The 22,593-nt window shown below is 38.8% G+C and carries 19 protein-coding genes; 13 read left to right on the top strand and 6 right to left on the bottom strand.

The genetic code is table 11. The features are described from left to right. Position 1 precedes the first annotated feature (1 nt). The 4 genes from I6E85_RS02835 to gorA all read right to left on the bottom strand — a co-directional run bounded on the left by I6E85_RS02835 (position 2) and on the right by gorA (position 5,242). Positions 2-1,072 (bottom strand): hypothetical protein, encoded by a 1,071-nt coding sequence (locus tag I6E85_RS02835; protein WP_197120441.1) that lies wholly within the window; start codon positions 1,070-1,072, stop codon positions 2-4. Beyond that, positions 1,062-3,389 carry an ATP-binding protein gene (locus I6E85_RS02830; RefSeq protein WP_197120440.1) on the bottom strand — a complete coding sequence of 776 codons (2,328 nt, stop codon included), beginning with the start codon at positions 3,387-3,389 and terminating at the stop codon, positions 1,062-1,064. Before I6E85_RS02830 ends, I6E85_RS02835 begins: the two co-directional genes overlap by 11 nt. Before the next feature lie 43 nt (positions 3,390-3,432). After that, on the bottom strand, positions 3,433-3,624 hold the full coding sequence (locus tag I6E85_RS02825; RefSeq protein WP_197120439.1) for a hypothetical protein: 192 nt from the start codon (positions 3,622-3,624) through the stop codon (positions 3,433-3,435). 253 nt (positions 3,625-3,877) lie between these two features. Beyond that, positions 3,878-5,242 carry a glutathione-disulfide reductase gene (gorA, locus tag I6E85_RS02820; RefSeq protein WP_197236568.1) on the bottom strand — a complete coding sequence of 455 codons (1,365 nt, stop codon included), beginning with the start codon at positions 5,240-5,242 and terminating at the stop codon, positions 3,878-3,880. 78 nt (positions 5,243-5,320) lie between these two features. On the opposite strand from gorA, the gene I6E85_RS02815 reads away from it, so the two are divergent. The 13 genes from I6E85_RS02815 to I6E85_RS02755 all read left to right on the top strand — a co-directional run bounded on the left by I6E85_RS02815 (position 5,321) and on the right by I6E85_RS02755 (position 18,444). Continuing rightward, entirely contained in the window at positions 5,321-5,995 is a 675-nt protein-coding gene (locus I6E85_RS02815) for a DUF2461 domain-containing protein (RefSeq protein WP_197152078.1), read from the top strand. Between the two features lie 86 nt (positions 5,996-6,081). Beyond that, positions 6,082-8,121 carry an oligopeptidase A gene (prlC, locus tag I6E85_RS02810; RefSeq protein WP_197236567.1) on the top strand — a complete coding sequence of 680 codons (2,040 nt, stop codon included), beginning with the start codon at positions 6,082-6,084 and terminating at the stop codon, positions 8,119-8,121. A gap of 139 nt (positions 8,122-8,260) precedes the next feature. Further along, a complete protein-coding gene (locus tag I6E85_RS02805; protein ID WP_024605445.1) occupies positions 8,261-9,439 on the top strand; it encodes a response regulator transcription factor in 1,179 nt (392 codons plus the stop codon). A 57-nt stretch (positions 9,440-9,496) separates the two neighbouring features. Continuing rightward, positions 9,497-10,252, top strand: coding sequence for a class I SAM-dependent methyltransferase (locus tag I6E85_RS02800; protein ID WP_024598033.1), 756 nt, complete (start codon positions 9,497-9,499; stop codon positions 10,250-10,252). A gap of 194 nt (positions 10,253-10,446) precedes the next feature. Beyond that, positions 10,447-11,172, top strand: a complete 726-nt coding sequence (trmJ, locus tag I6E85_RS02795) for a tRNA (cytosine(32)/uridine(32)-2'-O)-methyltransferase TrmJ (RefSeq protein ID WP_002958423.1) — start codon at positions 10,447-10,449, stop codon at positions 11,170-11,172. 237 nt (positions 11,173-11,409) lie between these two features. After that, positions 11,410-11,901 carry a Fe-S cluster assembly transcriptional regulator IscR gene (iscR, locus tag I6E85_RS02790; protein WP_002958424.1) on the top strand — a complete coding sequence of 164 codons (492 nt, stop codon included), beginning with the start codon at positions 11,410-11,412 and terminating at the stop codon, positions 11,899-11,901. A 24-nt stretch (positions 11,902-11,925) separates the two neighbouring features. Next, entirely contained in the window at positions 11,926-13,143 is a 1,218-nt protein-coding gene (locus I6E85_RS02785) for an IscS subfamily cysteine desulfurase (RefSeq protein ID WP_002958425.1), read from the top strand. 41 nt (positions 13,144-13,184) lie between these two features. Next, positions 13,185-13,568, top strand: coding sequence for a Fe-S cluster assembly scaffold IscU (gene iscU / locus I6E85_RS02780; protein ID WP_002958426.1), 384 nt, complete (start codon positions 13,185-13,187; stop codon positions 13,566-13,568). Between the two features lie 12 nt (positions 13,569-13,580). Further along, positions 13,581-13,904 carry an iron-sulfur cluster assembly protein IscA gene (gene iscA, locus I6E85_RS02775; RefSeq protein ID WP_002958427.1) on the top strand — a complete coding sequence of 108 codons (324 nt, stop codon included), beginning with the start codon at positions 13,581-13,583 and terminating at the stop codon, positions 13,902-13,904. An 82-nt stretch (positions 13,905-13,986) separates the two neighbouring features. Then, positions 13,987-14,514 (top strand): co-chaperone HscB, encoded by a 528-nt coding sequence (hscB, locus tag I6E85_RS02770; protein WP_197120433.1) that lies wholly within the window; start codon positions 13,987-13,989, stop codon positions 14,512-14,514. A 41-nt stretch (positions 14,515-14,555) separates the two neighbouring features. Then, positions 14,556-16,418: a Fe-S protein assembly chaperone HscA gene (gene hscA, locus I6E85_RS02765; protein WP_002958429.1), complete on the top strand. Its 1,863-nt coding sequence runs from the start codon at positions 14,556-14,558 to the stop codon at positions 16,416-16,418. 11 nt (positions 16,419-16,429) lie between these two features. Then, a complete protein-coding gene (fdx, locus tag I6E85_RS02760; RefSeq protein ID WP_002958430.1) occupies positions 16,430-16,768 on the top strand; it encodes an ISC system 2Fe-2S type ferredoxin in 339 nt (112 codons plus the stop codon). Positions 16,769-17,016: 248 nt separating this feature from the next. Further along, the gene (locus I6E85_RS02755) at positions 17,017-18,444 is read left to right on the top strand and encodes an NAD-dependent succinate-semialdehyde dehydrogenase (protein ID WP_197236566.1); all 1,428 of its coding nucleotides are present in this window, start codon (positions 17,017-17,019) and stop codon (positions 18,442-18,444) included. A gap of 289 nt (positions 18,445-18,733) precedes the next feature. Here the strand turns inward: I6E85_RS02755 and I6E85_RS02750 are convergent, their stop codons facing one another. Continuing rightward, positions 18,734-20,395 carry an HD-GYP domain-containing protein gene (locus I6E85_RS02750; protein WP_197236565.1) on the bottom strand — a complete coding sequence of 554 codons (1,662 nt, stop codon included), beginning with the start codon at positions 20,393-20,395 and terminating at the stop codon, positions 18,734-18,736. Then, the gene (locus I6E85_RS21185) at positions 20,367-22,586 is read right to left on the bottom strand and encodes an adenylate/guanylate cyclase domain-containing protein (protein WP_308807810.1); all 2,220 of its coding nucleotides are present in this window, start codon (positions 22,584-22,586) and stop codon (positions 20,367-20,369) included. Before I6E85_RS21185 ends, I6E85_RS02750 begins: the two co-directional genes overlap by 29 nt. Between the last annotated feature and the right edge of the window lie 7 nt (positions 22,587-22,593).

Genomic DNA, 22,593 nt, shown 5'->3' with positions numbered 1-22,593 from the left:
ACTAACTCCCTCTAGCGATTTCTTTATAACGAGATTTTTCAATATCTGTTAATTCATCATTTAAGTCATAATCTCTAACTCTTTCATAAGAATAATATTGTGTATCTAGCCAGGGCATTAATGTTAAGTCTGCTTTAATTTCAAAAGCTTCGCTAGGATCTACAGGTAGGAAGCTGCATTGACAGATAGTCCAAAAGTTATCTGTTTTAGTTGTTGGATCACCTTCTACTTTTTGAAGTTTAAGATCAGGGAATTTATCACAAATAATTTTTAATTTTTCTTCAGAGTTAAATCTCCTAAGGTGATTTGACTCTCCAATAGTTTCATTCCACCAGACTTCAACTCCATCAGCCCACCACCTTTGATATGAACCTGAATAAATACCTTTATATTTACACTCTTTAAGTAGAGCGCACAGTTCATACCAGCTTTCTGAGGCCTTACTAATCCCAAGCCGTGCAGAAAGAACGTCTTCCCCGATTAAGACACCTATAGACTTAACAACATTATTAAAAATAAATGTTGAAGCCATATAAACGTTAGATTGATACTTCTTGCTTCTTAAAGTTTCTTTGATACGAGGATCTATGTCTAGCTCTAGCTTCTCTGGGACACTCAATAATTCGGCTAAATCATTATCTTTAGCCTGCAACGTTGAAATTAATTTATAAGACTCAATATGTTCCTTCATTAGAAGTGAATACTTTTCTTTATTTTCCGATAAATTCTCTTTAATTATAAAAAAATCAAAGAGATCATGACTAGTAAAGTCATCATAAAATCCATGGATCTTAGTATCATTTGACAATAAAACTATAGGCAAACATAAAGTAGGATCATCAATAGACAAACTTCTATAATATTGAGCAATTGCAGGTGCATTAACTTCACCACCTCCTTGCATAAGCCTAAAGTCCATTAATATTAAATCAGGCTCAGTATTGTTTACTTCCGTAATAGTGTCTTTAAATGATTCTGGATGGCAGTGAACTGCTTCTAAATCACACTGTGATAAATCATGGATAACTGATTTCGCATCTTGATCTTCTATGTAAACAATTTTATATGCCATGCTCATCTAACTCCTTATCTGTTGCTTTACCAATTTCGATTCGTATACAGGTTGAAAATTCATTTTTCGGTGAAACAACACGTATATTCCCACGATATCCTTTAATAATGTCCTTGGTAATTTTTAATCCTAATCCAGTCCCTAAAATTTCTGTATTTTGGTCTAACTCTGCCAATGAACTTACGCTTGTAGTTGTGTAAAATTCATCAAATATTTTTTCTTCAGCACCAATCTCTATTCCATCGCCATTATCTGAAAACTCTATAAAAATTAAATCCTCTTCTTCACCGCACTCAATGAATATCTTCCCATTTGATTTTGCTCTTTGAATTGCTTTTTTAGAGTTTGTATAAAAATTAAATAATACAGAAGACCATTCAGAAGGATGCATTGATTTTGTATATAGCCAATCTTTACTAAACTTAGGAGGTAATAACTCAATTCCAGATTTCAAGGCATCAGGTCCCATTGAGTCAACAAAACTTTTTAATATTTTCAACATATTTTGAGGGCGAATGTCTCGGATAATATTTTGTGAGACAACGTCATTAAAATAAGAGGTATAATTAGTAAATGATTCGAAGTTAGAGTCTAGTATTGTGAGTCGTCCTAGTGCTACTTTATTTCCTTCTAATTCACTTATAAGGAAAGAAATGTCACTTTTAATATGATCCATATGGTGTTTAATTTCATGGATAAACTGTGAAACGGTTAGACCAACACTACTTAAAACCCGTAACATTGAACGTTCTTTAATAGTCTTTTTTAACTCTGACTTATGTAAAGCATCCAATTCTTCCACGGCCTCTTTAATTGATTGAGTTTTACGTTTTCGTCTTTTCTTATTTCCACCATTTTCGTCTTCAAATTCACTTTCTAATTCTTCGATTGTCTTTGCTATATTCTTAATTCGGACACTTATTTCTTCATAATTTCCTTTTTCATCTTTAAGTTGAGAAGGTGTTTGCTTTATGTTCCTAATAGCTGCTACTTTCAGCACACCAGCAAGTATAGTTCTATGAACAAAGTTTCTTAATTGAATAAATGCTTCATTTTCAATTATTCCTTCTCGACTTGATGTCTCATTAAAAAAGTTATCAGGGTCTTTAACTTCTACGAAACCAAAGAAATTTATATTTGAATGTTGAGGCAGTATAGTTCTTCTTCTGACTGATCTGTCTAGATCTAACCAATCATTTCCGGGTTCCGCGTATGGAAGCACTCTAAATCCATTTCTGTATAACTTTATTCCTCCCTCCCGCCCAGCAAGCTTTCGTATACTTGAAGCATGAATTTTAGAAATTAAGTCTGAATCATAGATGTAATAAAATGCTTTAAATCTTACATTTCTCAGCTCACTGAATGGAATAGTGGAGTCATCAGGATCATTTCCTATCTCACCTATTTCATTAATATTCAACTTTTTACTATCCACCGTATAAATACCAATTCCACTACTATCAATCTGTCCATGAATTTCTGCAACAGCATGGTCATAAATCATTACTGCTTGATCAGCTACAATTTTAGGTTTTTCTTTCCCTTCCTTCTTATAAAATACAGCCCTGAAACCAGGATCAATGTTTTCATTACTATTTTCTTCTATTGTCACAACATCAGCTAGAGAAAAAGGTTGCATGATGTTAGCTACATAGCGATACACTCTTTGAATAGAAGCCTGACTCCATTTATCTCGTAAGCCACTGATAATTAATCTTGTACCGCTTTCTTTAACCTTTTCTGTTATTTCAAGTTCATTTGAAATAGTTAAAAGGTTTGAATCTTTTTTATAATCATCCCAATTTATCTTAAGTTCCAAGGCAAAATCGGAATCAGCGACCTGTGTAATAATTGTTAAATTTAAGCCAAGTCTTTGAACTGAAAAACGGCCAATACCTTTTTGACCAGCTCGTTGCCTTTTGAATTTTCTCGATAAAGGGTTATGAATTTTTGATGTAGAAGATATTCTCATAAACCCGTCAACTAATTCGTCACGAGTCATACCATCGCCATCATCATCAATAATAAGAGTACCGCCTATTGAATCAGAATCTTTAAAAGTCAACGTCACTAATTCTGCATCAGCATCAAAAGAATTTTTAACTAGCTCAGATACTGCTGTTTCCTGCCTCGCAACAAGTTCTTGCCCTAATCTATCAATTACACCTGCATCTATAGAAAATCTTACTTTACCTTCTTCTAATGCAGCAATTTCATGACTAAGCTTTAAAACTAAACCGTGATCCAGCCCATCATTTGCTAAATGAGCTGTCAGTTGAGATTTCAACTCATTAAGTTTAACTAATTTATCTTCCATTTTTATATTTCCAAGCTATATGTAAGTCAAAGCAACATGATTATTATTGTTTATTTAGCCATTCATTTAATGTTGTCCTACTTATACCGAAATGTTCAGCAACTTCAGCTTTTGTTATTTGAGGATCATTTAACATTGCTTTTTTATCTCGATTAGCATCTAATCCAGCTTTAGTTTGTTCCGAAATAAGTCTGCGTTCAAACTGAGCAATTGAACATGAGAGAGGCCAGTTCACCAACAGTCGTTTTTTTATCAATACTTTTATTTTATTTAATTTTATTCTGTAGTGAATATATCTCTCTATAGTAGTAATTTAAAGCTACCATATATTGAGCAAATCAATATTTTTATCTCAATAAGAGCATTTGATGAAATAAGCATCTAGGCGCTTGAAATTTTTTAATAGATATGAATTTAAAAAGGCCAGATGTTAACCTGACCTATGTACATTTCCAGAATAAGAAAAGTGTATAGGTGAAAACTCTACACTAGCCCCTCATCGTTACAAATTCTTCCGAGCCAGTCGGGTGAATTGCAACAACTGCATCAAAATCAGCTTTAGTTGCGCCCATTTTCATGGCAACTGCAAAACCTTGAATCATTTCATCAACCGCAAAACCAATCCCATGTAGACCAACTACTTTTTCGTCTGGGCCGGCACATACAAGTTTCATCTTGCAAGGCTGGCGATGTTTAGTTACCGCTGTGTACATAGCCGTAAAACCAGATTGGTAAATTTTAACGTTTTCTTCGCCGTACTGAGAAATAGCTTCTTGCTCAGTTAAACCAATAGTACCAATAGGTGGATGACTAAATACAACAGTAGGGACTAAGCTGTAATCCATTTTTAAATCATCAGATAGTTCTTTATTAAATAAACGCTCAGATAAAGTACGGCCTGCTTTTACTGCTACCGGTGTAAGTTCAATACCATTTTCGATGATATCGCCAACCGCGTATACATTCTTAGCTGTGGTATTTTGATACTCATCAACTTTTACAAAACCACTGCTGTTTACTTCTACGCCCGCTGCTGCAACGTTAATAGCATTGGTTGTTGGCTCGCGGCCAATGGCCCAAATAACTTGATCAACGTTATGAGTTTTGCCGTTATCTAAATGCAGTGTTACAGAGCCATCATCTTCTTTTACCAATTTATTTGGTACAGAGTGAGTATGTAAAGTAGGGCCTTCGGCAGCCATTACTTCAACAAGCGTATCTACAATATATGGGTCAAAACTACGAAGTGGTGCATGCTTACGTACAAATAAATGTGTCTCAGTACCTAAACCATGTAATACACCAGCAAGCTCAACGGCTATGTAGCCTGCGCCTATTACTGCAACGCGTTTAGGTTGCTCTTTTAATTCAAAAAAGCCATTTGAATCGATACCGTGTTCAGCACCTTCAATATGCGGAATGCTTGGGCGGCCGCCTACTGCAATTAATATATGATCGGCTGTGTAGTGCTCGCCGTTTACTTCAACTGTTTTATTATCTACAAATTTAGCAAAACCTTTAATTACAGTAACGCCATTGCTAGCAAGGCCACTGTCATAACCTTTATGAATTCGGCCAATGTAGGCTTCACGGCTTTCTACTAGTTTGCTCCAATCAAAGCCTTTAACTTCAACATTAAAGCCGTAATCTGGGGCATATAAATTAATTGCTTCAGCAACCTGAGCACCGTGCCACATTACTTTTTTAGGTACGCAGCCTACGTTTACACACGTGCCGCCCATGTGTTTTGCTTCTATAAGTGCTACTTTAGCGCCACGCATTGCCGCTCTATTTGCAGAGGCAATACCACCACTGCCACCACCGATTGCAATATAATCAAAGTGTTGTGTCATTTTATGTCCTTAGGCGTTGAGTTTTATGCGCATTAGCATAACATTAAGTTTTAAAAATAAAGAGTGTTTAGGTGACCTATGTTTAGTAAAAAAACATTCGAATTTCTTGCTCAGCTTGATAAAAACAATAATAGAGACTGGTTTAACGACCATAAATCACAGTATGAGGAATACGTAAGAGAGCCCGCTTTAGATTTCATTAGGCAAATGCAAGCACCACTTGCTGATGTTTCTAGCCATTTTGTCGCATCAGATAAAAAAGTGGGCGGTAGCTTAATGAGAATCCATAAAGACGCGCGTTTTAGCAAAGATAAAACCCCGTATAAAATTAATGTAGGAATTCAATTTCGCCATTTTATGGGAAAAGACGTACACGCCCCGGGTTTTTACTTTCACTTAGCAAATGACGAATGTTTTGTAGGTGCTGGTATTTGGCGACCAGAATCAAAGGCGCTTAACGCAATTAGAACCTGCATAGATGAAAACCCAAATAGCTATAAAAAAGCAATTTATGATGAGCAATTTAAATCTATATTTGAAATGTCAGGAGAATCGCTAAAACGCCCGCCAAGAGGTTTTGAAAAAGAGCATCCCTTAATAGATGAGCTCAAGCGAAAAGACTTTATAGCCATTAGCCCACTTACTCAAAAGCAAGTATGCAGTAATAACCTAGTTGATACGGTGCTAGAACGTTATAAAGTGGCCGACTCATTAATGGGTTATTTGTGTTTTGCTCTGGAGCAACCTTATTAAAATTAAACAACTTAAAAGCGGCTGAGTTGTTTTTTTACTTTTAGACCCAATTTAAAACGTAATGCATTAACGCAAAGAGAGTATTTATGAGCAACCCATTAATTGGCCTTGAAGGCTTACCACCATTTTCAAAAATAAAGCCTGAGTACGTAGTACCAGCACTAAAAGACGGTATCGAGCTTTGTCGTAAAGCCATTGATGACGTGTTAGCTAAAGGCTCGTATACGTGGGATGACTTAGTATTACCCCTTGAAGAAGCTGACGATAAATTATCGCGCATGTTCTCCCCTGTATCGCATTTAAATTCAGTAATGAATAACGACGAATTACGCGAAGCTTACGAGCAGTGCTTACCGTTAATATCTGAATATTCAACATTTGTAGGTCAGCATCAAGGTTTATACAACGCGTATAATACGCTTTATAACAGTGACGAATTTAAAACGCTGACTACAGCACAACAAAAAACAATTACTAATGCGCTACGCGATTTTAAATTATCGGGTATTGCTCTGGCGGCAGAGCAGCAAAAACGCTACGGCGAAATTAGCGCGCGTTTATCAGAACTTGCCTCAAAATTTGGCAACAACGTAATGGATGCCACACTTGCTTGGCACAAACATATTACTGATGAGAGCGACTTAGCTGGCTTGCCAGAATCTGCTTTAGCACTTGCAGCTGATACCGCAAAAAGTAAAGAATTAGATGGCTGGTTATTTACACTCGATTTCCCGTCGTATTTACCAATAATGGCTTACGCAGATAACCGCGAATTACGCAAAGAAACTTACACCGCGTTTTCTACGCGCGCATCAGATCAAGGCCCTAACGCCGGTGAGTTTGATAACTCTGATATTATGAGCGAGGAGCTTGCGCTTCGCCATGAACTTGCACAGTTACTAGGTTTTAACAGCTACGCTGAAAAGTCACTGGCAACTAAAATGGCCGAAACACCAGAACAAGTATTCTCATTTTTAGAAGACCTAGCAGCTAAATCAAAACCACAAGCAGAGCAAGAAGTGGCCGAGCTAAAAGCGTATGCTGAGCAAAAACACGGTATTTCTGAATTACAAGCATGGGATTTTGGTTACTACAGCGAAAAACTTAAGCAAGAAAAATACGCTATTTCAGATGAAGTACTACGTCCTTACTTCCCTGCGAATAAAGTATTAAGTGGCTTATTCGAAACCGTTAACCGCTTATTTGGTATTAGCGTAAAAGAAGTTACTGACTTTGATACTTATCACAAAGATGTACGTTTTTTTGAAATTGTAGATAGCAGCAATACCTTACGTGGACGTTTTTACCTCGATTTATATGCACGCGACCGTAAACGCGGTGGGGCGTGGATGGATGACTGTATGGGTCGTAAAGTACGCGCTAATGGCGAACTACAAACTCCAGTGGCTTATTTAGTGTGTAACTTTAATAAGGCGGTTGGCGATAAACCGGCGCTGTTTACTCATGACGAAGTAACTACTTTATTTCATGAGTTTGGTCATGGTATTCACCACCTGCTGACACAAGTTGATGCTGCTCCTGTTGCGGGTATTAATGGTGTTGCATGGGATGCGGTAGAGCTTCCTAGTCAGTTTTTAGAGAACTGGTGTTATGACGAAGAAGCCCTGAGCTTTATTTCAGGTCATTATGAAACGGGTGAGCCGTTACCTAAAGAGTTACTTGATAAGTTACTTGCTGCTAAAAACTATAACTCAGGCGTACAAATGCTACGTCAAATTGAGTTTTCGTTATTCGACTTTAAAATCCATAACGATTACAAAGTGGGTGAGCAATGCCAAATTCAAGCAGTACTAAACGATGTACGTAGCCGTACATCAATCGTTAAACCGCCTGAGTTTAACCGTTTTCAAAATGGTTTTAGTCATATTTTTGCCGGCGGTTATAGTGCAGGTTATTACTCGTATAAATGGGCTGAAGTACTTTCTGCTGATGCATTTTCTAAATTTGAAGAAGAAGGTATTTTTAACGCTAAAACAGGGCAAGCCTTTATGCAAAACATTTTAGAAAAAGGCGGTAGCGAAGAGCCAATGGAATTATTTAAAAAGTTTCGTGGTCGTGAGCCAAATGTCGACGCGTTACTACGTCATAGCGGTATTGCTGTTTAAAAATTAATATTTAGCACAAACCAAATTAAAGCGCCTTAATGGCGCTTTTTTATTATTTTAAAATTATTATCTAATAATTTTTAGTAATTTCATCCTACCGTACTATGCTTTTAGCACACCTAATAAAATGGACTAAGGCATGGCAAAGTTGGTATTGGCAATTGATGACGACAAGTATGTTCATCATATAATTGAAGAGTCTTTAGCAGAGTTTTGTAAAATAATTCATGCAAAAGATGGCGATGAAGGATTAAGGCTAACCAATAAATACAACCCAGATATTATTTTACTCGATATTGAAATGCCAGGTATGTCAGGTTATGACGTATGTAAAACAATAAAGCAAAGTCAAAATACTCAAGATATTCCCGTTATGTTTCTCTCATCTAAAATAGAGCTAAGCGATCGGGTAAAAGGTTACAGCGTCGGCGCATCCGATTACATTACAAAACCTTTTAACGCAGAAGAGTTAATAGCGCGAATAAAGGTACTTTACGAATATAGGCAAAAATGCGCAAAACTTAAATTGGATATAGTAAAAGCGAATAAAACAGCTGAAATAGCAATGACAGAGTCGGGCGATATGGGGCGTATAATGCGCTACGTTGGACAAAGTTATCACGCTAATAACTTTCAATCGTTAAGCGAATACTTTTTTACTTTTTTTGCACCTTTAAATTTAGATGTTGTGGTTGTGTTTTGGTATCAAAGCAAAGGTATTTTTTACAGCCAGCAAAGTGGTGTTTGCCCGCTAGAGCAAGAACTGCTAGAGCAACATCGACATGCTCAACGATTTGTTGATATTGGTAGCAGTACTATTATTAATTATCCCAAAGTATCCCTTTTGATAAAAAATATGCCTGTTGATAACGATGCTTTGTACGGGCGCTACAAAGATCTTTTCCCGCATATATTAGAAGTGACCAACGAGAAGGTTGTTACCATGGAAAGAAGCGAAAGCAGTTATGAGCAGGCAGCTCAAATAAGTACAGCCCTTCAAGACATTGTTAAGCAGTTAACTACTCAAAATGTAGAGCAAAACAAAAGTACTAAAATATTTATAGAGCAGCTACATGAACTTGACTGCGCCATTAAGCTACAACAAACACAAGCAAATCCTGCGGATCTCACCTTATATATATCCCAACTGGATCAAACGATGCAGTTATTTGTATCGGCTAATAGTGATTTAGCCTTTATCAAATATCAGCTTAAACAGGTTGCCGAAAGCCGCAATGAACTTATATCTAATTTACGCACTAAAGCGGAAGCCGCAAAGGTTAATACTAATCATCATAGCGATATAGAGCTATTTTAGTGCTTTAAAGTAAAGCGGTTGATATACTACAGGCGTATTTTATCGTCGGAGTTTATTGTGGTTATTCAGTGTGCTTTTAAAGAGTTACGTCCTTATTTAAATGAATTAGAAACACGCTTTGGTTTAGCCCAATGGGCGCAAAATTGCAGTGGCTTTAGCTTACATTACGACGATAAAGGGTTAAGCCTATTTAAAACCGACGAGCCCAAACTAGGTGCAATTAACGTTGACTTTGTAACCGGTGCCGCCGCCCATAGGCGTAAGTTTGGCGGTGGTAAAGGGCAAGCAATTGCCAAAGCGGTTGGCTTAAATAAAGGTGCAACGCCTGTTGTACTCGATGCTACCGCAGGCCTTGGGCGAGATGGCTTCGTACTTGCCTCGCTAGGGTGCAAAGTTATATTACATGAACGTCACCCGGTTGTAGCTGCACTTTTATACGATGGTTTAAAGCGAGCCTATAGCGATATTGAAATTGGTTTGTGGATGAAAGAAAATATGAGCCTAATATTTGGTTCAAGCCATACCCTACTATCGCAGTGTGAAAGCATGCCCGATGTGGTTTATTTAGATCCTATGTTCCCGCACCGCGAAAAATCAGCATTAGTTAAAAAAGAAATGCGTGTATTTCAAGAGCTTGTTGGTGCAGATACCGACGCTGACGATTTACTCGAATTCGCCTACCCACTCGCCAGTAAGCGCGTAGTAGTAAAACGCCCCGATTACGCCCCATTTTTAAATGACAAAACCCCAAGCATGCAGATCAAAACCAAAAAGAACCGTTTTGATGTCTATGTAAAGGCGGCAATGGTTTAAACATCAAAAAAAATTGGTGTTATACCCCTAGATCTTATATCGCTGAAACCATACTTTGCTTGCAGCGACACTTATCGATGAAAGAATTGTTATATTGGGCTAGATCTTAGGATCTAGCCTTTTGAATCTAGGATCTTATTGCACTTTCATGTTAGAATTTGCGCAATTTTTTGGCATAGCAAAGTAGCACAGTAATGATCTTAGATGATATTCGCATTGTTTTAGTTAACACGTCACATTCGGGCAATATTGGTTCGGCGGCTCGAGCCATGAAAACCATGGGTTTATCAAAACTTTATTTAGTTGATCCTGCTTGCGAAATAGACAGCCAAGCAAGTGCATTAGCTGCAGGCGCAACTGATGTTTTAGGCAATGCAGTTATTGTAGGTACTGTTGAAGAAGCTATCGCTGACTGTACATTAACGATTGGCACAAGTGCGCGTTCTCGTACGCTTTCGTGGCCAATGGTTGAACCACGTGAATGTGGTGAAAAACTCGTTGCTGAAGCTGTAAATGGTCCTGTAGCGCTAGTATTTGGTCGTGAAAACAGTGGTTTAACTAATGAAGAATTACAGCTTTGTAATTACCACGTATGTATTCCTGCTAATCCAGAGTATAGCTCGCTTAATTTAGCTATGGCCGTACAAACACTTAGTTACGAAACACGTATGGCGTTTTTAAATCAACAACCTAAAAAGGTTGAAGAAGACGATGCCGTTTACCCAAGCTCAAAACAAACAGAACTGTTTTATGAGCACCTTGAAGAGACGCTTTTCAAAACCGGCTTTATTATCAAACAGCACCCTGGGTTAGTTATGACTAAATTACGTCGTTTATTTAACCGAGCTCACCCTGAAGATGCCGAAATGAATATTTTACGCGGTATTCTCACTTCAATTAATAAGTCTATCCCTAAGTAACTTAGGTATAGCTATTAGTTATAAAAACCAATGGGTAAATAACTAGCTAATACTTGACTAAAATACTCAGGTAATTACAATGGCTGTAATACTTGACCAAAGAGGTCAAGTATTGAAAGTTTGTTAACTCTACAATTTAAAAAGTAAGAGTTTATAAATCAAATTTTTATCAAGTGATAATACTTGACTAATTTACTCTGGTAATTAAAATTTGCACTCTTTTGTGCAGGGGGCGTTATGAAGTTAACATCAAAAGGCAGATATGCCGTTACAGCTATGCTGGATGTTGCACTACACACAGGTGTAGGTCCTGTAGCCCTTGCTGATATTTCACAAAGACAAGAAATTTCTTTGTCTTACCTTGAACAATTATTTGCTCGTTTACGTAAAAATGGCCTAGTAAGTTCTGTTCGTGGACCTGGTGGTGGTTATTTACTAGGGCGTGAAGCGGGCGTTATCTCTGTTGGCGATATTATTAGCGCCGTAGACGAATCGGTCGATGCAACACGTTGCCAAGGTGCCGATACCGGCTGTCAGAGTGGTATGCGTTGTTTAACACATAATTTGTGGTCAGACTTAAGCGCACGCATAGAAGAATTTTTGAATAATATTACCCTTGCTGAATTGGTGGAAAAATCAGATGTGAAAGAAATAGCATCGCGCCAAGATAACAGTATCAATAATGCAATTAAGCAGTTGGAAAACATTCAAGTAAGCTGTCAACTTTAAGGTTGACCTGCAGCGGAGAGAGAAATGAAGTTACCGATTTATTTAGATTACGCAGCGACCACGCCTGTTGATGAACGTGTTGCTAAAGAAATGATGCAGTGCCTGACAATGGACGGTAAGTTTGGTAATCCTGCGTCACGCTCACACCGTTTTGGTTGGCAAGCAGAAGAAGCTGTTGACCAAGCGCGTACAGATATTGCTGATTTAATTAATGCAGACCCACGTGAAATTGTTTTCACATCGGGTGCAACAGAATCAAATAACCTTGCTATTAAAGGTGCAGCACAGTTTTACAAGAAAAAAGGTAAGCACGTTATTACCGCTAAAACTGAGCATAAAGCTGTAATCGACACATGTCGTGAGCTTGAGCGCCAAGGTTTTGAAGTAACTTACATGGACGTTGAAGAAAACGGCCTACTTGATTTACAAAAACTTGCCGACACAATGCGTGACGACACAGTACTTGTAAGCATCATGCACGTTAATAACGAGCTAGGTGTGATTCAAGATATCGCGACTATTGGCGAAATGTGTCGCGAACGTAAAATTATGTTCCACGTAGATGCAGCGCAAAGCGCGGGCAAAGTATTAATCGACGTGCAACAGCTTAAAGTTGATTTTATGTCGTTCTCTGCACATAAAGTGTATGGCCCTAAAGGTGTTGGTGCACTTTACGTTCGTCGTAAACCACGTGCTCGCCTTGAAGCGCAAATGCACGGTGGCGGACATGAACGCGGTATGCGCTCTGGTACACTAGCAACTCACCAATTAGTGGGTATGGGTACTGCGTTTAAAATTGCTAAGCAAGATTTCGAAAAAGATCACGCACACATCAGCGCCTTACGTAATCGTTTAATCGACGGCATTATGGCTGATATGGACGAAGTATACTTTAACGGCACACAAGACCAATCAGTACCGGGTATTGTAAACATCAGCTTTAACTTTGTTGAAGGTGAGTCGTTACTTATGGCAGTAAAAGACATTGCAGTATCGTCAGGTTCAGCCTGTACATCTGCAAGCTTAGAGCCTTCTTATGTATTACGTGCACTTGGCCGTAACGACGAATTAGCACATAGCTCAATTCGTTTTAGTATTGGTCGCTTTACTACCGAAGAAGAGATTGATTACACCGTCGAATTAATGAAAAACTCTATCGGTCGCCTACGTGAGATGTCTCCACTTTGGGAGATGCATCAAGAAGGTATTGATTTAGATTCAGTTGAATGGGCTCACCACTAATAGTGTGAGCACATACCCTAGCAGGTAATGAGGATAGAATAATGGCTTATAGTGATAAAGTAATCGACCACGTAGAAAACCCACGTAACGTAGGTACTCTAGATAAGAACGATCCGTCAGTGGCAACGGGTATGGTAGGCGCACCAGCATGTGGTGACGTAATGAAACTGCAAATTAAAGTATCTGCCACTGGCGTTATTGAAGATGCAAAATTCAAAACCTACGGTTGTGGTAGCGCAATTGCTTCATCTTCACTTGTAACAGAGTGGGTTAAAGGCAAAACGCTAGACGAAGCAGCGACAATTAAAAACACTGATATCAGTGCAGAGCTTGAGTTGCCACCAGTGAAAATTCACTGTTCAATTTTAGCCGAAGACGCAATTCAAGCAGCAATTGCAGACTACAAAAGCAAACAAGCGAAGTAAGAAGAGAAACTCATGGCAGTGACATTGACAGATGCGGCAGCAAACCGCGTACAATCATTTTTAGCAAACCGCGGTAAAGGTTTAGGCCTGCGCGTTGGCATTAAAACGACGGGCTGTTCAGGTCTTGCTTATGTACTTGAGTTTGTTGACGATTTAAACGAAGACGATGAAACTTTTGCGGCTAAAGGTGTCACATTAATTGTTGACGCTAAAAGCTTAGTTTACATCGATGGCACAGAGCTCGACTACACTAAAGAAGGCTTAAATGAAGGGTTTAAATTTAATAACCCGAATCAAGCAGATGAGTGTGGTTGTGGCGAAAGCTTTACCGTTTAAGCTTTAAATATCTTTGTAGTATAAATAAGCCCTGCCAGTTAATGTAGGGCTTTGTTATTTCTGAATATTATTGGTTGAAGTTATGCGTTACTTTGAATTATTTGCAGTCCCCGTTGATTACAATATTGATTTAGCAACGGTTAACAAGCACTACTTGGAATTACAGCGTACTGTACATCCCGATCGCCACGCGAATGCGAGCAGCCGCGATAAGTTAATGGCTGTGCAAAGCACTGCCGAAATTAACGATGCGCTACAAACGTTAAAGCACCCAGTAAAACGTGCCGAATATATGTTGAGCGAGCTAGGCGTTGATATTCGTGCAGAGCAGCAAACCTTGCAAGATCCAATGTTTTTAATGCAGCAAATGGAACTTCGCGAAGAACTTGAAGAGCTAACATCAGCTAGCGATCCTGATACCGCCATTGCAAATTTTGAAAAACAAATTAAGCAATTAAACGCGCAATACAGTGCACAACTTGCTGAGCAATTAGCGAGTAACGATGAGCAGCAATATCAACTTGCCGCAGATAATATTCGTAAACTGAAGTTTGTTTATAAGTTGCGTGACGAACTAGAGCGCATTGAAGACAGTTTATTTGACGATTAATTACTTGCTGCAAAGCGAGCAACACGAGTTTAAAGAGCATTATGGCATTATTGCAAATTGCTGAGCCGGGGCAGAGCGCGGCACCACACGAACATAAACTAGCTATTGGTATTGACCTTGGTACAACCAATTCATTAGTTGCAACAGTACAAAGTGGCGAAGCCCGCACGTTAACTGATGATCTTGGCGCGGCTATGTTACCGTCGGTTGTTCGTTATCAAGCAGGCGGTATTACTGTTGGCGCAGAAGCTGCACAAGCCGCAACGCAAGACCCTGCTAACACACTTATTTCGGTTAAGCGTTTTTTAGGTAAAACTCAGGCTGAAATAGAGCAAAGTTATGGGCAACTACCGTATGAATTTTGTGAGCACAATGGTGCGCTAGCAATAGAAACTGCGGCAGGTAAAATTAGTCCAATTAAAGCATCAAGCCATATTTTAGCTGCATTAAAAGCACGAGCTGAGCAAAGTTTTGGCAACCAAGAAATTTTAGGGGCTGTAATCACAGTACCAGCGTACTTTGATGACGCACAGCGCCAAAGTACTAAGGATGCCGCAGAGCTTGCTGGTATTAACGTACTACGTTTATTAAATGAGCCAACAGCAGCAGCGGTTGCTTATGGTTTAGATTCAGGTCAAGAAGGTATTATTGCTGTTTACGATTTAGGTGGTGGTACGTTTGATATATCAGTACTTAGATTACACCAAGGTGTGTTTGAAGTAATGGCAACCGGTGGCGACTCTAGCCTCGGCGGCGATGACTTTGATTCGCTCCTTGTTGATTACTTTAAGCAGCAAACAGGTGTGTCAGCATTATCACCTTCAGTTTTACGTTTATTCATCAATAAAGCAAAAGCGTGTAAAGAAGCATTAAGCCAATACGCTAAAGTAAACGTGGGCCTTGAGTTTGACGATCAGAAATACACCGTTGAAGTAACGCGCGAAACGTTTGATGAAATGGCTATGCCACTAATTAAAAAAACGCTGCGCTCGTGTCGTCGTGCTGTAAAAGATGCTGGCATTGAAAATGAAGAAGTGCTGCAAGTTATTATGGTAGGCGGTTCAACCCGTATGCCATTGGTACGTAGCCAAGTACAAAGCTTTTTTGATAAAGAGCCGCTAACTTCAATCGATCCTGATCGTGTTGTAGCCTTAGGTGCGGCGCTTCAAGCCGACGTGTTAATTGGCAATAAGCCCGATTCTGACATGTTATTGCTTGATGTATTACCGTTATCGCTAGGCCTTGAAACTATGGGTGGTTTGGTTGAAAAAATCATTCCGCGTAATACAACGATTCCGGTAGCACGCGCACAAGAATTTACAACGTTTAAAGACGGTCAAACAGCCATGTCATTACATGTGCTGCAAGGTGAGCGTGAGCTTGTTGATGATTGTCGATCGCTTGCTAAGTTTAGCTTAAAAGGTATTCCACCAATGGCGGCAGGCGCTGCGCATATTCGTGTAACCTTTAAAGTTGATGCTGATGGCCTATTAAGTGTTTCGGCTATGGAAAAATCAACAGGTGTACAAGCTGAGATTCAAGTTAAGCCTTCGTTTGGTTTATCTGATGACCAAGTAGCTAACATGCTAAAAGAATCAATGAGCAACGCCAAAGGCGACATGCAAGCGCGTATGCTTAAAGAGCAACAAGTAGAAGCGTTGCGCGTAATAGAAGCGCTTAACGCATCACTTGAAGCCGATGGTGCATTACTTGACGATATGCAACTAGCTAACTTACGCGCTGAAATTGCAGAACTGGTAAAAGTGCGCGAAAATGCACAAGAGCCTGGCGAAATTAAAGCAGCTATCGAAAAAGTCGATAATGCGAGTAGCGACTTTGCATCGCGTAGAATGGATGCATCAATTAAAAAGGCCCTTACAGGGCAGTCAGTAGACAACATTTAAGAGAGATTAGAATGCCACAAATTGTTTTTCTTCCACACCCTGAATTATGTCCTGACGGCGCTGCAATTGAAGCTCCTACAGGTCAAACGGTACTCGACGCTGCGCTTAAAAATGGTATTAGCATTGCGCATGCTTGTGAAAAATCGTGTGCATGTACTACGTGTCACTTAGTGATTCGTGAAGGATTTGATTCACTTGAAGAAAGTGATGAGCTAGAAGACGACATGCTAGATAAAGCATGGGGCTTAGAGCCTGAATCACGCCTTGGTTGCCAAGCAATTATAAGAGATGAAGACCTAGTGGTTGAAATACCTAAGTACAATCTCAATATCGTTAATGAAGAGCACTAGTTTTTAACGATGTATATATTAAAAGCCGCTGTTTGATACAGCGGCTTTTTTGTTTCAAGAAAGCATTTATAAATACGTAGCAGCGACTTTATGTCGCGTTTTTAAATATCAAACGTTTTAAGTTAAATTTTTCTAATCTCAAACTTGAACATCAAAATGATCACGTATTTTTTAGATTATATAAACGCGGGTTAAACCCGCTGCTACGAGTTCAACCCAATCCCTAAAATCTATTTCGGAGGTTTATTTTGAGTAATCTTATTTTCTCAGACTCATTTATTAACGGCGAATTTTATAAAACTGATACGCGCTTTAGCGTCAACGATCCCGCTACCGAAAAAAGTATTGTTGAAGTAAGCGATATTGACGAGCAGGGTGTAAATAGCGCAGTAACCGCAGCTCAAGGGGCTTTTGTTAAGTTAAAAACGACAAATGCCACTGAGCGAAGCGAAACCTTGATGCGCTGGTATGAGCTAGTAATAAAGCACAAGCAAACACTTGCAGAGCTGATGACTAAAGAGCAAGGCAAACCACTCAAAGAATCCCTTGGTGAGATTGATTACGGTGCAGGTTTTATCAAATGGTTTGCAGAAGAAGCCAAACGTAGTTACGGAGATGTAATTCCGCCAACAGATGACTCGCATCGTTTAACTAGCTTTAAGCAGCCTGTAGGTGTTGTAGCTGGTATAACGCCGTGGAACTTCCCTATTGCTATGGTTACTCGTAAAGTAGCGCCAGCTTACGCTGCGGGCTGTAGCTTTATATTAAAACCTTCTGAGCACACACCACTTTGTGCTATCGCACTTGCTTACTTAGCTGATCAAGCTGGTTTTGTTAAAGGTGCATTTAATGTACTGGTTTCTCAAGATGCCAAAACAGTAGGCAAAATGCTGACTGATTCAGAAGTTGTGCGTAAGTTTACATTTACCGGTTCTACCGGTGTAGGTAAGCAGTTGCTATCGCAATGTGCAGACACAATTAAACGCACCTCGATGGAGCTTGGCGGTAATGCACCTTTTATTATTTTTGATAATGCTGACTTAGATGAAGCTGTTGAAGGGCTAATGGCGGCTAAATTTAGAAACAGTGGGCAGGCATGTGTTGCTGCAAACCGTATTTTTATACAGCGTAATATTCTCGACAAAGTCCTGTCAAAAATCACGCCTAAGGTTGCAGCGTTAAAAGTGGCAAATGGTTTTGAAGACGATGTTGATATTGGTCCACTCATTTACCCTAAAGCCAAAGAGAAAGTACAGAAGTTAGTACAAGACGCACTCGATAAAGGCGCGACGCTGGTTGGCGATAATAGCGACTTAGGTGGCAGCTTTCAAAATCCATTAATAGTAAACAATGTCACCACAGAAATGGATATTTACCACGAAGAGGTATTTGGTCCAGTATTGACGGTTATTCCTTTTGATGAAGAAAGTGAAGTGCTTGCACTTGCTAACGATGTACCATTTGGCCTAGCAGCCTATTTTTACAGCCAAAATATTAAGCAAATTTACCGAGTTAGTGAAGGGCTTGAATTTGGTATGGTCGGCGTAAATGAAGGTGTTATATCAAACCCAGTAGCGCCATTTGGTGGTGTTAAGCAATCTGGTTTAGGCCGAGAAGGCGGTCATCAAGGGCTTGATGAGTACTTAGAAGAAAAGTACGTGTGTATTAAAATATAACGCCCGTTAAGTTTATGAGCGCGAATTTACTTCGCGCTTTTTTATGACGTTAATATGGCAGATATATGAACTTTATCTTTTACTGTTGCTACACAGAGCACTAAATGCTACCTTTGGAGCCATATTTTTTGTTAATAAAACAACATAAAAAAACAAATAAAAAGTAAAAGTATTTCTATAAGTAGAAATAACCCCGTGTGTAAATGCCACCGTCAGGTGGCATTTTTTTGTTTGAATAGTCATAGACTGTAATAAGCACATTTTGAATAAAGATATTACTTTATAGGTGCTAACTTATAGGTGTGTAACCAGGTAAGTTATCAAAATCTACCTCATCTAGCTGCTCTGGGTTAGCATATTCGTTGATATAATTTTTATAGACTTCTGACTCAATAAAAATAGCAAAAATATCAGGATCAAGGTGATTATTACTAACCATGTTCCCTAGAATATTCAAACATTCACTTACCGGTTTTGCTTTTTTGTAGGGCCTGTCTACGGCAGATAGTGCTTCAAATATATCCGTAATAGCCATTAACCTTGCAGGCACCGACATTTGCTCTTTGGTTAAACCTCTTGGGTAACCAGTACCGTCAAGTTTTTCATGATGACCTAATGCATATTCAGCTACATTACTAAGATGTTTAGGGAACGGCAAAATATCTAATATATTTTTAGTTATATCCATATGGCGTTTCATGATTTCGCGCTCACCTTGGGTAAGTGTGCCGCGTCGTATCATGAGGTTTTCTACTTCATCATCAGTCAGTAAAGGTGTTTCTTCGCCGTTTATTTTAAGCGAATACTGTTTTGATATTCTCAGTATATGGGCTTGTTCTTCTTCGCCCAAAAACTCACCGCCAATATTTACCCGCTGTAATAATGCACGGTCGAGGGCTAGTTGTTTAAGCTCAGTTTCAAGCAATCGTTCAAATTGTAAAACCTCAATCGACTTATTCTGTTTTATTGCTGAAATAATTTTCTGCTGATAAGAGAGTTCTAAATCTCGACTAATTATTTCAAACTTAGCATCAATAAACTCTATGCGATCGAAAATAGTCTCTAACTTGGTCGACTTTTCCATAATGTGATCAGGAGTAGCAATTTTCCCACAGTCATGTAGCCATCCCGCAACACTTAGTTCATGGCGATCCTCTGGGCTCATTATAAAATCTGCTAGTGGACCTTTATCTATTGCATGCACTGCATCAGCAAGCATTAACGTCAGTGCTGGTACTCGCTTACAGTGGCCGCCCGTGTGAGGAGACTTTTCATCTATTGCCATTGCGATAGCTTCGGCAAACGTTGAAAAAAGCACTTCCATATCTTTAACTAAAGTAGAGTTAGTTAGTGAAATAGCGCCTAAAGAGGCAAAAGATCGAATTAGAGTGACGAGTTCTTCACTAAAAGGAATATTTTTATTTTGCTCGTCTTTAACATTTATAAGCTGAATGACACCAATAATATCATCTTCATGATCTTTCAAGGGAATTGTTAGCATGGACTCAGAGCGATAACCCGTGCGTGCATCCATTTTGCGTGCAGCGCTCATATCAAAAGGCAAGGCATCATACACGTCAGGAATATTTATTACTTCCCCTGTATTAACAGAATGCGCAACAATAGCGGTGTCATTTGGTTTGCCATCAATAAAAAGCTCTATATTAGGAAAATCAACAGGACCACCTAATGTGCCGCCTAAATAAAGATTCAATGATTTGTTTATTACTGTTTCAAACTTTAGTTGTTTGTTTGAGGTAATAGAGTAAATGCTGCCAGCATCAGAATTTGCTATCGACATTACAACTTGCAGTATTTCATCAAGTAACTTAGACGAATTTTTTTCTGTTGTTAGTCTAATGCTAATATCGATAAAGTGTTGAAGATTTGTTTTGTCTTTAATGTGCTGTCGCATATGTTTACTACTTTTGAGTATGTTTAAAGGCACCATTCCAATCCTTAGCTAGTGTTTGCAAATCAGTGCCCTTAATACGTTCAATAAAAATGGCATAAATGTTGGGGCTAAATACGGTTGTACTGTGTAGTTCTTTAAATAAGCTAAGTGCTTGTGGCCAGTTTTTATTATAAAAAAGCGTTATGGCCTGCTGCGACTTTTTAACTTCATTTAACTGCTCTTCATCGAGCTTATCTGTAAAGTTTATAGGTTCAAACAACTGTACAGCAGCTGTTTTACCAACAACTTGCACTTTATCTATTAGACGAAATGAAATATGAGGGCATTTCTTCATCGTTTCTTCTGTAACAAGAATAGCTACGCCATAAAATTTGGTCAAGCTTTCTACTCTAGCACCTAAATTAACAGTATCACCAAGAACTGTATAGGCTTTACGGTAAACCGAACCCATATCACCTACATTCATGTCGCCAGTACTTAAACCGATACCTATTTTTATTGCAGGCTGGTTGTTTTCTGCAAATAACTGATTTATTTTCGTTAACCCGTGGATCATAGACATTGCGGCTTCAACACCATGGCGAGCGTGATTTTCATCTTTTAGTGGGGCATTCCAAAATGCCATCACCATATCGCCTACGTACTTATCAATAGTTCCGTGATGATCAAATATGATTTTGGTAATAGCCGTAAGATATTCGTTTAAATATTCACTTAACTGATGAGGGGTCATACTTTCTGATAGTGAAGTGAAACTACGAATGTCGGCAAACAACACAGTCATATTTTTTCGCTCACTTTTTTGAGATAAACTTTTACCTTGCAGTATCATTTGGTTTATACGCTCAGGAGGAACATATTGGTCAAACATAGATTTTATTTTTCGGCTGTGTTTCATTTCAGCGATAGAGCCTACAATGATGTAATAACCGGCTAATATAATGATGAGTAAAAGAGGCATTAATAAAGGTAAACTAATTTTTTGTACTGACCATAAATAAACGTTTGAAAATATAACGACACTTGTGACTATAAGAGACAAAATAATAATAAAACGTGCGCTCTTACCGTGGCTAAAAAACGATAATACGCCACCAGTTAATGCAATGATGAGTAAGCTTGCCCCCAGTGACCAATTAGGTTTAGATGGAAGTAGTTCTGGGTGCATTAATCCTTCAAATATGTTGGCATGTACCTCAACACCAGGGTACTGCAAACCAACCGGTGTTGATCTTAAATCAGCGAGCCCAATTGCCGATGTGCCAATAAACGCTACAGTGCCTTCTAATTCCTCTGAGCCAATTCGCTGAGTCAAAATATCGGTAGCCGAATAATAAGGAAAGCTATGCGCACGGCCTTTGTAAGGAATTAATACTTGCCCATACTCATCAGTTTGAATCCACTTATCTTGAAACTTTATACCTTCGAATAAGGTTATACCATCTAACATATTGGAACGGGTTTCTATGTTTTCAGCAAGGGTATACAGCCGAGCAACTTCAAGTGCTAAAGAAGGGTAGAGTGTATCGCCAACTCGATTTACAAGAGCTGCTTTACGTATAAAACCATCTTCATCGCTATGTGCATTGATAAAACCGGTACCCGTTGTCGCATTTTGTAACTGAGGAATATTTACAATAGCACCAGGAAACTGGTTTATTTGTGAATTAGTATGATCTGCATTTGCCCATACAACACTGCTTTTAGCTGGCAAGTTTTGATTTGTGAGTTGTTCATCAATTAATAAAAAACCAAGAACAGTATCATTTTTAGATAATGCGCTTGCTAGCTTTGAGTCTGCATCGACTTGTTTAGTAATTTCAGCAAAGGGGATGGTGTACTTTTTTGATAAATCAGGAATCTCAGACATAATTTTTGTAACAGGGTTTTCTTCCTGTTCAGAAAAAAATATATCGAATGCAATAACAATAACACCTGCATCGCTAAGCTTTGTAACAAGGTCGGCTAATTTTGAGCGACTCCAAGGAAAGCGTCCTTGTTCTTGCATGCTCTTTTCATCGATATCAATTATTACAACGGTTTCATCGATGCGCCTAGGCGTCTCTGAAAGCGTCAGTAATAACCGAGAGTCGTATATTATGCCTTCTACACGGTTAACTAACTTTGCAAGCGACCCAGTTGAAAATAACTCTATTGATGCAATTAATAATGTAATAACAGCGCCAATAAAAAAGTGCTTTGAGGTAATGGGTTTTAAGAAGCTAATGAGTAAC

The sequence above is a fragment of the Pseudoalteromonas sp. NZS71 genome (genome assembly GCF_015864715.1).
Taxonomy (GTDB): domain Bacteria; phylum Pseudomonadota; class Gammaproteobacteria; order Enterobacterales; family Alteromonadaceae; genus Pseudoalteromonas; species Pseudoalteromonas arctica.
Note: the sequence above shows the minus strand (reverse complement) of the source record. Positions and strands in the feature narration are given on the sequence as shown.